General features: G+C 61.2%; 15 protein-coding genes and 1 pseudogene. 7 read left to right on the top strand and 9 right to left on the bottom strand.

Going from position 1 to position 12,439, the window contains the following annotated elements; genetic code table 11:
* Nucleotides 1-47 precede the first annotated feature (47 nt).
* Nucleotides 48-815 (top strand): CDP-alcohol phosphatidyltransferase family protein, encoded by a 768-nt coding sequence (locus tag C451_RS05880; RefSeq protein ID WP_007738764.1) that lies wholly within the window; start codon nucleotides 48-50, stop codon nucleotides 813-815.
* Between the two features lie 44 nt (nucleotides 816-859).
* Here the strand turns inward: C451_RS05880 and C451_RS05875 are convergent, their stop codons facing one another.
* A complete protein-coding gene (locus C451_RS05875) occupies nucleotides 860-2,056 on the bottom strand; it encodes an RNA-guided endonuclease InsQ/TnpB family protein (RefSeq protein ID WP_007738761.1) in 1,197 nt (398 codons plus the stop codon).
* A 181-nt stretch (nucleotides 2,057-2,237) separates the two neighbouring features.
* Complete coding sequence (locus C451_RS05870) at nucleotides 2,238-2,789, bottom strand: metal-dependent hydrolase (RefSeq protein WP_152420434.1); 552 nt, start codon at nucleotides 2,787-2,789, stop codon at nucleotides 2,238-2,240.
* A 244-nt stretch (nucleotides 2,790-3,033) separates the two neighbouring features.
* Here C451_RS05870 and C451_RS05860 point away from each other — a divergent pair, with 244 nt between their 5' ends.
* Entirely contained in the window at nucleotides 3,034-3,393 is a 360-nt protein-coding gene (locus tag C451_RS05860; RefSeq protein ID WP_007738757.1) for a DUF7475 family protein, read from the top strand.
* Between the two features lie 90 nt (nucleotides 3,394-3,483).
* Here C451_RS05860 and C451_RS05855 read toward each other — a convergent pair whose 3' ends face one another.
* The 6 genes and pseudogenes from C451_RS05855 to C451_RS21960 all read right to left on the bottom strand — a co-directional run.
* Nucleotides 3,484-4,338 (bottom strand): class I SAM-dependent methyltransferase, encoded by an 855-nt coding sequence (locus C451_RS05855; protein ID WP_007738756.1) that lies wholly within the window; start codon nucleotides 4,336-4,338, stop codon nucleotides 3,484-3,486.
* On the bottom strand, nucleotides 4,335-4,739 hold the full coding sequence (locus tag C451_RS05850; RefSeq protein ID WP_007738755.1) for a 6-pyruvoyl trahydropterin synthase family protein: 405 nt from the start codon (nucleotides 4,737-4,739) through the stop codon (nucleotides 4,335-4,337). The genes C451_RS05855 and C451_RS05850 overlap by 4 nt, the downstream gene beginning before the upstream one ends.
* The gene (locus C451_RS05845) at nucleotides 4,736-5,734 is read right to left on the bottom strand and encodes a zinc-dependent alcohol dehydrogenase (protein WP_007738754.1); all 999 of its coding nucleotides are present in this window, start codon (nucleotides 5,732-5,734) and stop codon (nucleotides 4,736-4,738) included. Before C451_RS05845 ends, C451_RS05850 begins: the two co-directional genes overlap by 4 nt.
* The gene (locus C451_RS05840; protein ID WP_007738753.1) at nucleotides 5,734-6,528 is read right to left on the bottom strand and encodes a GTP cyclohydrolase IIa; all 795 of its coding nucleotides are present in this window, start codon (nucleotides 6,526-6,528) and stop codon (nucleotides 5,734-5,736) included. Before C451_RS05840 ends, C451_RS05845 begins: the two co-directional genes overlap by 1 nt.
* 148 nt (nucleotides 6,529-6,676) lie before the next feature.
* Nucleotides 6,677-7,540 (bottom strand): IS5 family transposase, encoded by an 864-nt coding sequence (locus C451_RS05835; protein WP_080503521.1) that lies wholly within the window; start codon nucleotides 7,538-7,540, stop codon nucleotides 6,677-6,679.
* 20 nt (nucleotides 7,541-7,560) lie between these two features.
* Nucleotides 7,561-7,749: pseudogene (locus tag C451_RS21960) on the bottom strand (IS5/IS1182 family transposase); the annotation flags it as partial.
* Between the two features lie 395 nt (nucleotides 7,750-8,144).
* On the opposite strand from C451_RS21960, the gene tnpA reads away from it, so the two are divergent.
* The 3 genes from tnpA to C451_RS05820 are packed head-to-tail and all read left to right on the top strand — an operon-like array spanning nucleotide 8,145 to nucleotide 10,960.
* Nucleotides 8,145-8,537 carry an IS200/IS605 family transposase gene (gene tnpA / locus C451_RS05830; protein WP_007738751.1) on the top strand — a complete coding sequence of 131 codons (393 nt, stop codon included), beginning with the start codon at nucleotides 8,145-8,147 and terminating at the stop codon, nucleotides 8,535-8,537.
* On the top strand, nucleotides 8,534-9,763 hold the full coding sequence (locus tag C451_RS05825) for an RNA-guided endonuclease InsQ/TnpB family protein (RefSeq protein ID WP_007738750.1): 1,230 nt from the start codon (nucleotides 8,534-8,536) through the stop codon (nucleotides 9,761-9,763). Before tnpA ends, C451_RS05825 begins: the two co-directional genes overlap by 4 nt.
* 30 nt (nucleotides 9,764-9,793) lie before the next feature.
* Nucleotides 9,794-10,960 (top strand): glycosyltransferase, encoded by a 1,167-nt coding sequence (locus C451_RS05820; RefSeq protein ID WP_007738749.1) that lies wholly within the window; start codon nucleotides 9,794-9,796, stop codon nucleotides 10,958-10,960.
* Between the two features lie 192 nt (nucleotides 10,961-11,152).
* Here the strand turns inward: C451_RS05820 and C451_RS05815 are convergent, their stop codons facing one another.
* Nucleotides 11,153-11,419: a hypothetical protein gene (locus tag C451_RS05815; RefSeq protein ID WP_007738746.1), complete on the bottom strand. Its 267-nt coding sequence runs from the start codon at nucleotides 11,417-11,419 to the stop codon at nucleotides 11,153-11,155.
* Between the two features lie 321 nt (nucleotides 11,420-11,740).
* On the opposite strand from C451_RS05815, the gene C451_RS05810 reads away from it, so the two are divergent.
* Nucleotides 11,741-12,001, top strand: a complete 261-nt coding sequence (locus C451_RS05810; protein WP_007738744.1) for a MarR family transcriptional regulator — start codon at nucleotides 11,741-11,743, stop codon at nucleotides 11,999-12,001.
* A 185-nt stretch (nucleotides 12,002-12,186) separates the two neighbouring features.
* Entirely contained in the window at nucleotides 12,187-12,438 is a 252-nt protein-coding gene (locus tag C451_RS05805) for a hypothetical protein (protein WP_007738741.1), read from the top strand.
* Nucleotide 12,439: the final 1 nt, after the last annotated feature.

Here is a 12,439-nt window from a genome sequence, read left to right as displayed (position 1 = left end):
TTGTCGAACCACTGAAGGTTGTGGGGCAAGGAGATAATTCAACCATCATGAGCGAGGGGTATGATCCCGTAGCATGGGACCGACTCCGCCGTCAGTGGGGCCTCACTGTACTCACTGCGATCAGTGTCGCGATCGTGGGATATCTGTTCCTCAGCGATTGGTGGACGAGGCGACACGGGATCCAGTGGACGGCGACGGCGGGCATCGTGCTGACGTACGAACTGTGGCTTCTGTGGCGCTATCTCGGGCAGAATCGGTGTGAATCGGCCGGACTGTTGCTCGATTCACTCGGCATCGCGACCGCTGCGACACTCGCGAGGGGGCTGCTAACCGCGGCCGTCGCCGGGTTTATCGTGCTTCCCGAACCGACGGGTCGAGCCGCGTGGCTCCCGGCAGGGCTGTACGTCGTCGCGGTCGCTCTCGATCGGGTCGATGGCCGACTGGCGCGACAGTACGGCGAAACGACCATGCTGGGGGCAAAGCTCGATCTGGAGTTCGATGGACTCAGTCTGCTCGTGGCCGGACTGCTCGGTATCGTCTACGGCACGCTCCCGGTCTGGTATCTGGCAGTCGGGCTGGCTCGGCCCGCGTTCGTCATCGGCAGATCGCTTCATCGGCGGCGAGGGGGAACTGTCGGATCGATCCCGCCCAGCACCGTTCGCCGGCCGTTGACTGGCGTGCAGATGGTCGTCTGCAGCGTGGCCCTCGTGCCGATCGTCCCGCCGACGGTATCGACAGCACTCGCAACGGTCGCCATGATCCCGTTCGTGGGCGTGTTCGCTCGGGACTTCCATTCGGTCGTACAGGGTGAGTAAGCTACCACGCCGTGAACGGCGTGGCATTTAGCATGGACTCCCACTCAAACCGAACCAGTCGGTGCGGATGTAAGCCCGCTCGTGTTCAGCATCCCGCTATTCAGGCGCACGCCTACGGGTGCGCCTCCCTCGGTTCCAGTTTGGCTCCGAAGGAGTTTCAGGCCGATATTCTTCGCCGCGTTATAGTCCGCGTGGTTCTCGTAGCCACACGACTGACACGCGAAACTCTCGCGGTCGCGGTTCGCATCAACCGTGAATCCGCACGTCGAACATCGCTGGCTGGTGTACGCTGGATTCACCTGCCTGACCGAGATACCATGAGCTTCGGCTTTGTACGAGACGTATCCGAACAGGCGGTTGAACGCCCACTCGTGGAACTGCCGCGCTCGCGGCATCCGTTCACGAATGTCCGTCAGTTGCTCGAAGGCGATGTACGAACAGCCGTTCTCGACGGCTTCCGCAACCAGTTCGTTCGCCACGCGATGAAGGTACTGCTCGAAGCGCCCCGTCTCGGTGTGACCGACCGACTGGACGTTCTCGTGTGCCCACCGCGTGCCACATTCCTGCAACGACCGACGCCGTTCGGCGTACTCCGTCCGCCAATGGTCGAGTTCGTCGCCCGTCCAGAACGTCCCCGTCGAAGTGACGGCGATGTTCTCAATCCCGAGGTCCACGCCGAGAACCGTTCCGTTCTCGGGGCGATCGGGGGTGTCCACATCCGCCTTTGTTCGGACGTGGAGGGAGAACTCTCCGTTACGGTAGTGGAGCGTTGCACCAGTTGTTTCGTACTCGTCGTTGAACAAGTAACGCGAGTGGGGCGTATCGCGGTCTTCGTCGGGCAACACGTACTCGGCGGTGATGCGCCCCTCAACAGTCGCCAGCGAAACGGAATCCTCGTGGAACGTCGCGTTACGCTGGTTGTATTCCACGAACGGCGTGGTGAACGCCGGAAGCGCCGAGTAGCGCCCCTTCGACCACTTCGCCACGACGCTCTTGAGTGCGTCCACGGCACGGTCGCGCGCCGACTGAACATGATTGCTGTGCAACGCGGTGCGGTCGCGCACCTCGGAGTACGTCTCGTCGTGCAGGACGGACTTACGAGTTTCGACCCACTCGCCGTCGTAAGCGGCGTCCACGACGTAGTTGGCAGCGTCGAGGAACTGCCGAATCGTCTCGCGAAGAAGGTCCGCATCGCTGTCGGCCACGTCGAGTTTGACGGGAACCGTGCGACGGACCTCCATACACATCACAACACGATCTATGCTTAAAAGAATTAATACGCAACTCGGGAGTCGGACAGCCGATACCGAGAAACATGGCGGTTGTATCGCACCCGAACAGAGTGGCGCGCTCCTCCACGGCCTAAAGGCCGTGGTATCCGCGCTTGGTACGCTTCTATGAATCGGATCGATGTGCTCGAGCTCACTCGGAGGTCGAGGCGACGTACTCCGGAATCCGTCGACGAACGACGGCGTACACCGCTCCAACGATCACCGCCGCGACCGCGACGAGGGCGACCCAGCCGTCGTACACCCATAGTACCGGCAGCGCGAACGCGAGCGTGAGGCCGAGATCTTCGAGTGCCCCGTCGTAGCGGACCCAGTATCGTGCGCGAAACCATCGCCCACAGGCATGGCAGTAGACCGCAAACGGGTTCGTTCGCTCCCACGGACGGAGTTCCTCGCCCGCGCCGGCGATATCGACGACCGCATGGAGAGCGAACGCGACGGTGCCGACCGCCAGACAGATCGAAATGGGCGACGGGGCGATCCACGCGACGACCGACGCGACAAGCGCCGGCAGCCATCCCAACACCGGAAAATGAAGCGTTCGGCGGTGACTGCCGGCGAACAGGTCGAGATCGGGAACGATACTGCCGACGAAACCGCCGACCGCGGGAGCCAACCAGAACGGGGTGACACTGCTCACCACGGCTGCGATCGAGAGTCCGATCGTGACGTGTGTCGGTGCCATCATGATTCGTGGGTTCGGCGCTGTCGAGACCGTACTCGTGGAAACGACCGTTCGATCTTCGTCCGCAATCGGCCGGCAAAAGCCGTTTGCTTCAGTTGCAGTCCCTGTGGCTATGATGCCATGCGATCGGATCGACATCGGGGATCACGGTTCGGGTGCTCTCTCGTGGCTCGAAAGGCCGAAAGTCATCACTGTTGTGAATATTAGCCTGCAAATATAAGTGATGGTGCGAAGTATTTCCTCTATGGCAACAGCTGCACAAAGCAATCGGATCGACACCGCATCCGTGGGAACGCTGCACTGGGTTGGGATCGCTCTCGCCGTCATTACTGGTGTGATTCATCTGTTCCTGGGAGTCTCGTTCATCACGACACCCCTCGGCTGGAGTTTCCTCATCGCCGGTGTCGGATTCCTCGGTGGCGTGGCTGCGATGCTGACGAACACCCGCCGGCGGCTGGTCGTCCTCCTTGGAATTCCCTTCACGGCTGGCCAGATCGTCATCTGGTATCTGGTGAACGCGCCCGAGTTCTCGGCGCTCGGTATCGGTGATAAGGTCGTTCAGGCCCTGCTCATTGTGGTTTTGGTCGGGCTGTACCGCCGCTGATAGCGAGCGGGACTGTCTCGCGTTCGATACCGGACGGAAACGACAGTACGGACGGAAAGACTGGAAGCGGCAGCTGTGTGGGACTGCCCCTCACGGTGTCGCTGGGCGATAGAGCAAGTCGTACTGATGGGCCACGTACGTCAGTTCGCCGTCCGAGAGCTGTTGGCGACGCGTCGTGAGCCACTCCTCGAGCCCATCGACATGCTCGTCGGCATCCGAGAGCAGTTCGTCGATGAATCCGAGAATGCAACCCACGAAATATCGCTCATCGGCCGGATAGCCCGAGGTACGGGGTCGAACGATCCAGTCCGACGACGCCATCGCGAGGAGGTCGCCGGACCGTTCGCGGAGCAGATCGGCGAGATGCCGACCGGCGGTGACGTCACGTCCCGGGCGACGGTCGATGGCGCGGTGATACGCACGCTCGATGGCATCGTCTCTGGGATGGTCGGGCTGGAAGACGGTCCCACCATCGAACGTGATCGGGAGGTAGGCGACGCCACCGGGGTCGAGCACCGACTCGAGCGTGGCGACGAGTTCCGCGAGCGGGACGAGATCCGCGAACGCCTGCGCGACGAACAGATCCGCACTGTTCTCGTCGAAGGCGGTGAGGGCGTCACCCGTTTCGAATGTGACTGCGAGATCGTCGACCCGGAATCCACGATCGGTGTCGACGATATCGTGACCCGCGTGACGAAATGCGGCCGGTCGGACGTGCCGGGCAAAGGAGATAGCCTCTTGGTCTCGGTCGACACCGCAGTACGATCCCGAATCGATACCCCACGCATGGAGTCGGGGGACCGTCGCACCGGTTCCACAGCCGGCCTCACGGATCCGTGGCTCGGCCGGAAGGTGGGCCAACAGCCGATCGCGTATCCGCGGCGCAAGCGCACGGTCGTCGATCGATCGTTTCGCCTCCAGATACCGAGTCGCGGCGTGGTTCATCCGTCGAGCAGTCGCCGATGGCTCGCCCATGCCGACTCGTCCTCCCAGATGCGCACGGTGAGCTCCATCGAGGCCGGGTCGTCGAGGGCGGCTTCGATGCGATCGCCGAACAGACGGGCGAACCGTTCGACGCTCGGATTGAGTCCCTCGAACTCCGGAAGCTCGTTGAGCAGCGTGTCCCGGTATCGCTCCTCGAGATCGTCGAGAACGGCGTTGACGTCGTCGATATCGAGGAGGTAGCCGTACTCGTTGAGCGACGGGCCGGCGAACCGGACCTCGACGGAGAAGTGGTGGCTGTGGATCTCGCCTTCGGGTCCGGGATCCGGCACCGTCAGGAAATGCTGTGCGATGAATTCGCGCGTGACCGTGAGTTCGTACGGTCGATCGATTGCTGTGGTCATGAGTAGGTGAGGAGGACCTGCAACGTCGGTTCGGTGCGCTCATCGAGCAGTCGGTACGCCGATGGGGCGTCGGTAAACGGGATCCGATGGCTCACGAGCGATGCGACGTCGAGCGCTCGAAGACGATCGAGTGCGGTGTCCAGTCGGCGTGCGTTCGTCCAGCGGCCGCGAGTGGTGGGCGACAGCGTGCTCACTTGGCTCGACTCGATGGTGACGTGATTGCGGTGGAAATCGGTGCCGAGGTCGAGCGTCGTCGGCTTGGTCCCGTACCACGAGCCGACGATGACACGACTGTCGTAGCCCGTGACGTCGGTGGCGTCGTCGAGTGCGTCCGGCTGCCCTGAGAGTTCGTAGACGAGATCCGCGCCATCGTCCATGTCCACCCCGGTCGACAGCTCCGCCGGCGAGAGCGTTTCGTCGGCTCCCAGCCGTCGAGCATGGTCACGACGCTCGGCGAGCGGATCGACCACGACGAGGCGATCCAGGGGGAACGAAGCGAGCACACCGATAGTGCAGAGCCCGATGACGCCCGCACCGAAGACGACCACCCGTTCGCCGATGCGAGGGCGGCCGTCCAGAACGAGCGAGGTTGCGGTCTCGACTGCCGGGAGCATCGCCATCGCTTCGGGCGTGATGTCCTCGGGGACCGGTACGAGGTCGTCGGGCGACGCGGCGAAGCGCGATTCGTGGGGGTTGAACGCGAAGACGGTCCGTCCACGCCAATCGCTCGATACATGGGCACCCACCTTGATCACCTCGCCGACCGCGGCGTAGCCGTACCGAAGCGGAAAGGAGAGATCACCGTCTAAAGCATCGATCGTCTCGTCGGCCGGGCGATCGGTCTGGACGTCTCCACGGTAGATGAGGAGTTCGGTGCCCGCATTGATGGCCGAAACCCGCGTCTCGACGACGACCTCGTCGTCGGCAGGCGTAAACGTCGTTTGCCTACGTTCGGTCTCGTGGGGAGCGGTGAACTGCAGCGAGTGTCGGTCCATCAGTCGTCGGCCGCGAGCCCTTCGACGCCCTGTATTCGCGTCCCGGTCTCTCTGCACACCTCCAGTGCGTGTTTGGCCTCGTCGCCGGCTTCGTGAGCCGTCGCCCCGCGGCCGATGCCGACCTGCAGATCGATCCCGGTCGTCTCCCGGACGTGATCGACGGTCGCATCGAAAGCCGCTGGGTCGAGCGAGGGACAGATGGCGATGACGTTGTCGCCACCGACGAAGTGAGCGACGCTGTCATGGTGGTCGCGGAGATACGTCGCGAGTTCGAGCGTCGCTCGTTTGACCGCCAGATCCGCATCGACGGCGTTCCGGCGATCGGTGAGCGATCCCGTCGCGTCGACGATATCGAAATGAGCGACCGTGACGCGCTCGGTCGGTGCGTCGCCGACGTCGTTCGATGCCGCGGCGAGCACTTCGCGCCGGTCGGCATCCTGTGCGCTCCCCACCGCCTGCAGCTGCTCGCTGGCGAGACCGAGCGCTTCGGCGGGTGTCGATGCCCGACCGATACCGATGCTCACTGACACGGGCGAGCGGTTTCTGACGCGGCGTTGGTAGCGTGTATGTGTCTCCGCATCGACACCGTTCGTCACGGCGAACATGTTGTCGAACCGGCCGTAGAACGCGTAGCCATCGCGTTCGCCGACGAAATCGGCGAAGTCAGCGTAGAGCGTGGCCTGGAGCGATTGGAGATCGGTTTCTCGCCGCGGGTCGGGGGTCACTGTCCACGGGCCGTACTCGTCGATCTGGACGAGCGAGAGCTGGACCACCTCGTTCGCTGAACTGTTCACGGCCTGTTGAATAGTGGATTGGTGATTATTCGGCTCTGTTGAATCGCCATAAGGCGATGGAATTCACTGTTTCACTGCTCGTTTGATGTTGTAGACGATACACATCAGGGCGATCTCTCGAANTTGAATCGCCATAAGGCGATGGAATTCACTGTTTCACTGCTCGTTTGATGTTGTAGACGATACACATCAGGGCGATCTCTCGAAACTCACGGAACCAAGTACGCGCTCGCACGGCGTAGCCGAGCGAGCGCTTGACAGCCGAATTCACGGTTTCGGTCATCGACCGCTGTGCGTAGAGATCCGCGTCGATTCGAGCGTTGTGGGCGTGGTCGTACGGTGCGCGGATGCAGTGCTTGATGAGCGGGCGGATCTCGAGCTCACGCAGCCGTTCGCGGAGAGCGGTCTTGTCGTAGCCTTTNGGTGCGCGGATGCAGTGCTTGATGAGCGGGCGGATCTCGAGCTCACGCAGCCGTTCGCGGAGAGCGGTCTTGTCGTAGCCTTTGTCCGCAGTGAGAGTCCGCAGATCGCCCGCATTCCGGCGGGCGATCTGCTCGCAGAGGTCGGCGTCACTTCCTTTGAGTGTGGTCGAGCAATGAACGTCGAGGACGGCTTGGGATTCTGTATCGACGAGTTTTGTGACTTTGAGCGTCTGCACGCGGTAGTTCGTGCGCTGGCAGTAGTGGCGGCTGGCGCGGTCTCGGTCGTAGAACGTGGCGTCGAGAGCGGCGTGTTCGGANGCCGACTGGCGCAGTAGCACTCGACAGAGGCTCATCTCGATTCGGTCGAGTGCTTTACACAACGTCGACGGCGCAGGGAGATCGGCCGCGTCAAGGCCGATCTCTCGGGTTATTTGTGGCATCTCCTTCAGTAGATCGATGGTCATGCGGTAGGACGTATCGAGGTAAATCCGGAGACAATGCAGGGAAACGAGGGCGTAGTCGGCGAATCCGCCGCCACCGTTCGGGGCGGCGGATTCGCTTCCATCGCCAGTAACTCTTTGTGCGACCAAGACGCATCGCTCGGTGANGGCATCTCCTTCAGCAGATCGATGGTCATGCGGTAGGACGTATCGAGGTAAATCCGGAGACAATGCAGGGAAACGAGGGCGTAATCGGCGAATCCGCCGCCACCGTTCGGGGCGGCGGATTCGCTTCCATCGCCAGTAACTCTTTGTGCGACCAAGACGCATCGCTCGGTGAAGCGAGAGATTTGGGTCATAGACAACGCAAGTCTCTCGCTTCAATGCCTTTGATCTAGCGACCGATCCCGACGCCNGCATCGCTCGGTGAAGCGAGAGATTTGGGTCATAGACAACGCAAGTCTCTCGCTTCAATGCCTTTGATCTAGCGACCGATCCCGACGCCATCTAGTGATTCAACAGAGCCGATTATTCTTCCGCAAGAGGATATTTGCGGCGGAGACGGCGTGTGACCGGCGACGATCTTTAAACAGCGAGAGAATCCCGTCCTGAGGCCGTAGGCCGAAGGGCGGGCGTGAATCGCGTAAGCTTTGCCGTGATACTACGCAACTGCCGGAACCGTGGGTTTCTGCCGTCCGAACGCCCCACGGGAAACGCTTAAGTCAATTGGTCCCCTTGTAATCGATGAGGCCAAATGAAGTATAACCTGCAAACCGGGTCGCACACGGTGTATGCGCTCCAATATCACTTTGTGACCGTCACGAAGTACCGCGCGACCATCCTCACCGACGACATCACGGAGCGCATCGGTGAGATTGCGAACGACGTTGCAGGTGACTTCGGTGTCGAGATACAGAGTGTGAACGGCGGGAACGACCACGTTCACATCCTGTTCACCGCGAAGCCGACCACCGACCTCACGAAGTTCATCAACTCCCTCAAGGGTGTCACGTCGCGGCGCGTCCGTAGCGAACACCCCGAGGTGAAACAGACGCTCCCCGATTCGTTCTGGCAACCCGGATACTTCCTCGCCAGTAGCGGGCAGGTGAGCATCGACGTTCTGATGGAGTACGTGGAGGACCAATGAGCACCGCCACGAAGACGCTACAGGCCACGCTCGCACCTCCGACGGCCCACAAAGAACGAAAGCTACAGGACACTCTCGGAGAGTATCGAAGCGCCCTGTCGGAAGCGTTCGACTCCGGCGCGGATACGATGAACGGTGTCAGCGAAGTCGTCACGCCCTACGACCTGCCGTATCAGGCGAAAGCGGCGCTCTGTAGCTACGTTCCGAAGCTTCGGAAAACGTACAATGCCCGCGAGCTTGACGACGACCACCCGCTTCGGTTCACGAATCAGGCGGCGAAGTTCGACCACGACGCCACCCGTGAACACGAATATACGTGGTGGGTTCCGCGTCCGGGTCGGGGAACGAACTTCTGGATACCGCTTCGCATCAATCCCGAGCAGGGTGAACTGTGGTCGGACCTGCTCGACGGCGAAGCATCGGCGGGTGAGATACGCCTACAGCAACACCGCACGTCGTGGGAGTTGCACGTCACCGTCGAGTTCTCCGTTCCCGACCCCGAGACGGACGGGGAACAAACGCCGGTCGGCTTCGACATCGGTGAGACCGCGCTGATAACGGGCTGTGCCCTCAAGCGCGACCTCCCGGTACAACCTCGGATGTGGTCGGGGAAGCGAGCGAAACACCTCCGAAAAGAGATGTTCACGACGCTTCGCCGGCTACAGGAACGTGACGCTTCGGAGCGCCGCGTCGATGAACGGTTCGAGCACTACCAGAACGCGCTCACGGACATCGTTGAAAAGGCGTCCCGCGAAGCCGTCGAGTACGCACAGCGGTTCGACTCGCCGGTTATCGTCATGGAGGATTTGGGATTCATCCGCGAACGGCTCGACTACGGGAAGTGGATGAACCGCCGACTCCACGCATGGGCGTTCGCTCGCCTACAGGGGCGCGTCGAAGACAAAGCGACGGAAGCCGGAATCCCCGTCGAGTACGTGAACCCGGCGTACACGTCTCAAACGTGCCACGAGTGCAACCATATCGGGAAGCGTTCGGAACAAGCGGAGTTCCGATGCACGAACCCGGAGTGTCGCGTGACGGAGTTTCAGGCGGACATCAGCGCCGCCGCGAGTATCGCACAACGATTAGACCCGTGGGGAGAGAGGTGTCTTTGGAAAACAGACTCCGATGACTCGCCACGGGATGGGAGCGGTTGTGACACCGCCACAAGACACCCCGAGCAGAGCGCACCTACGCAAATGACGCTCGGGGGGTGGTCGTCTTGAAACCGCCGGTTACAGCAGGCCGGCGTTCCCTTGCAGGGAAGCCCCGCCGTTTACGGCGGGGAGGATGTCACGGCTCGGATCGCCGTCCTCCACAACACGCTCGATTTCCATGGCGGAGCCGATGCCGTCTGTCTCACCGTCTGCGAGGCGCTCCAGCGAGATCACGATATCACCCTGTTCACCGTCTCGGAGACGGCACCCGCAACGCTCGCCGACCGGTTCGACGTCTCGCTCTCTGATATTCGGGTGCGAATGCCGCCGGGCGCAGCGGCAGTTGCGGGTGCGCTCTCGGATGTCGCGCCGTGGACCGGTCCACAGCTTGCGTTGCGGAGCGTGCTCTTGGAACGGTTCTTCCGGTCGTCAACCGCAGCGTTCGATCTCGCCGTGAGCACGGCCAACGAGCTGTCGCTCTCGATACCGTCGGTACAGTATATCCACTATCCACAGTTTCATCTCCATCGACTCGCCGATGGTGGTCCCGGTCGCCTGAACCGACTGTGGAGCCGACTCGCGGGTCCCAGCCGGTCCGAACTCGCTCGCGAGGACACCGCGCTCCTGGCGAACTCCTCGTGGACAGCAACGGTCGTCGGCGACATCTACGGGACGCGACCAGCGGTCCTCCATCCCCCTGTCGATCCGATCCCGTGTGAGCGGGCGTGGGAACAGCGCGAGGACGGGCTCGTTGCGGTCGGTCGACTCGCACCGGACAAACAGCTGCTCGATGTGATCAGGGTGGTCGACGCGGTCCGTGATCGCGGATACGATCTCCATCTGCACGTGGTTGGGGCTGCACCACGAGCGTACCGACGCTACGCCGAACGGGTTGCCACCGCAGCCAACGATCGGTCGTACGTCAGTCTGGAGCGCGACGTCTCACGAGATCGGCTCGAACAGCTGCTATGTACTCATAAATACGGGCTGAACATGAAGCACGGCGAGCATTTCGGGATGGTTGTGGCCGAGTACGTCGCTGCCGGAATGGTCGCGTTTGCCCCGGCGAGCGGTGGTCAACAGGACGTACTCAGGAATCGACACGACCGACTCTTCGATTCGCTCGATGAAGCCGTTGCACTCGTCACGCGGGCGATGGCGGCCGACGAACCGCCCGAGCTGCAGCCCGATCGGTTCGCCCGGGAACAGTTTCAAACCTCGCTCCGACGATACGTCGACGACTCTCTGGCTGTATTGAATTACTAGGTGGGGATGGGAAACAGCAAGCGAATTGGGAGTGGTGTCCATCCCACACGTGGGCACGGCTGCCCTCCAGTAAGGAGACCGTACCCACTTCTGAAAAACAGGTCAACGGTCATGGATTCGATCGTTGCGCCAGGCAAGCATCCTCGATGGGTAGTCAAGCGTACCGAGGCTCACAGGTGACAACAGATCTCGTCACCGGAATCCACCCCACTGCATTCGCTCGGCGTTGCCACCGGTAGCATAACACGCAAGGACTGATCGCCGCTTCATGCCACTCGATGGATCGATGTGGATCCGGAACTGGAGATCGTTTTGGAGTATCTCTGCAGTAAGCGTCGTCGCTCGATCCGATTCAGCGATGAGTTCACCGGTCGTATCCGCTCCAACTCTCACTACTCCAGAGTCGACGTGGACGGTCATATCCTCACCGAGGTAGACGTCACCGTCCGATCTATCCATTGTCCTGAGAACGATGTGATCTCCGGCCCGAGTGCTGAATGTGTTCATGGGTTCGTTGTACGATGATGGTCGTCGTTAAGCGGTACTTCCGGTCGCACCGGTAATGACGGTTGGGTCGGCCACGATGCTGGAACGGACAGGCGTACAGAGTGGGATCTGGTACTGTCGCCGATTGGGTTGGATGGTAATGTGAGTTTGCCATCAAAACGAACGGCTGGGCGATATCGAGGGGCGATTGACTAGTCAAATGAGTTTATAATACAGCTTCCAAGTTATTGGGTTTTCGATAGATTTACCCTGTCGCTGATCGTAGAATCACCAATGGGTAGCTCCGAGACAGCGAAGATCGACAGTCTCGCGCCGAGCGCCAAACTCGTCGCAAAAGTGCTCGAATACGAGGGCCCACTGACGCAAAAAGAGCTCATCCGGCAATCACATCTCTCGAGTCGAACGGTGCGAAACGCGCTCAACCAGCTCGAACGCATCGACATGGTTGAGAAGGGAATCTGCATCGACGACGCTCGACAGAACAGCTACCAGCTTGTATCCGACGGTGATCTGGTCGAGCAAAGTGACGATTGAATCGCCAGCGAGTATCAGCCTGCAGTAGAGAGAATCCATTGATTGCGTTCGTAGAAGCCGTGTGAGATCAAGGGGCGAGAGCGTGTAGACAGGGCAATTGGGATCTATTGGAGCGTATCAGTCGACGCCGTCAGTTTCTGTCGTGTCTCGAGGCCGGTCCGAAATCGCTCGATGATCTCGTCTTGGTGGTCCGGACACGCGAGGACGGCAACGGCGCCGTTCTGTACCGGAATGAGAGGGTGCTGTGGATTGTACGGGACGAAATGACAGCTGGGGCAGTTGATACCGCCGGCCGGGCGGTGCGAGAGGAGTTCAGCGGTATCCTCTGTGGTGAGTCCACAGATGGAGGTGAACTGCTCGAGATGGTCGTCACAGCCAACGAGGGGGAGTGTAAGCTGATCCAGAAGGAGAAAGGAAATCGAGTGATCGTGCTGTGAG

Origin of the sequence: Halococcus thailandensis JCM 13552, from assembly GCF_000336715.1 — an archaeon.
GTDB lineage: Archaea > Halobacteriota > Halobacteria > Halobacteriales > Halococcaceae > Halococcus > Halococcus thailandensis.
This window is presented reverse-complemented; position numbering and strand designations above follow the sequence as displayed.

Coding starts and splice junctions, on each gene's coding strand:
- C451_RS05850 (WP_007738755.1), bottom strand. CDS start 4,739: ATGACCACAGCAATCGATCGACCGTACGAACTCACGGTCACGCGCGAA.
- C451_RS05825 (WP_007738750.1), top strand. CDS start 8,534: ATGAGCACCGCCACGAAGACGCTACAGGCCACGCTCGCACCTCCGACG.
- C451_RS05810 (WP_007738744.1), top strand. CDS start 11,741: ATGGGTAGCTCCGAGACAGCGAAGATCGACAGTCTCGCGCCGAGCGCC.
- C451_RS05875 (WP_007738761.1), bottom strand. CDS start 2,056: ATGGAGGTCCGTCGCACGGTTCCCGTCAAACTCGACGTGGCCGACAGC.
- C451_RS05870 (WP_152420434.1), bottom strand. CDS start 2,789: ATGGCACCGACACACGTCACGATCGGACTCTCGATCGCAGCCGTGGTG.
- C451_RS05855 (WP_007738756.1), bottom strand. CDS start 4,338: ATGAACCACGCCGCGACTCGGTATCTGGAGGCGAAACGATCGATCGAC.
- C451_RS05845 (WP_007738754.1), bottom strand. CDS start 5,734: ATGGACCGACACTCGCTGCAGTTCACCGCTCCCCACGAGACCGAACGT.
- C451_RS05880 (WP_007738764.1), top strand. CDS start 48: ATGAGCGAGGGGTATGATCCCGTAGCATGGGACCGACTCCGCCGTCAG.
- C451_RS05815 (WP_007738746.1), bottom strand. CDS start 11,419: ATGGATAGATCGGACGGTGACGTCTACCTCGGTGAGGATATGACCGTC.
- C451_RS05860 (WP_007738757.1), top strand. CDS start 3,034: ATGGCAACAGCTGCACAAAGCAATCGGATCGACACCGCATCCGTGGGA.
- tnpA (WP_007738751.1), top strand. CDS start 8,145: ATGAAGTATAACCTGCAAACCGGGTCGCACACGGTGTATGCGCTCCAA.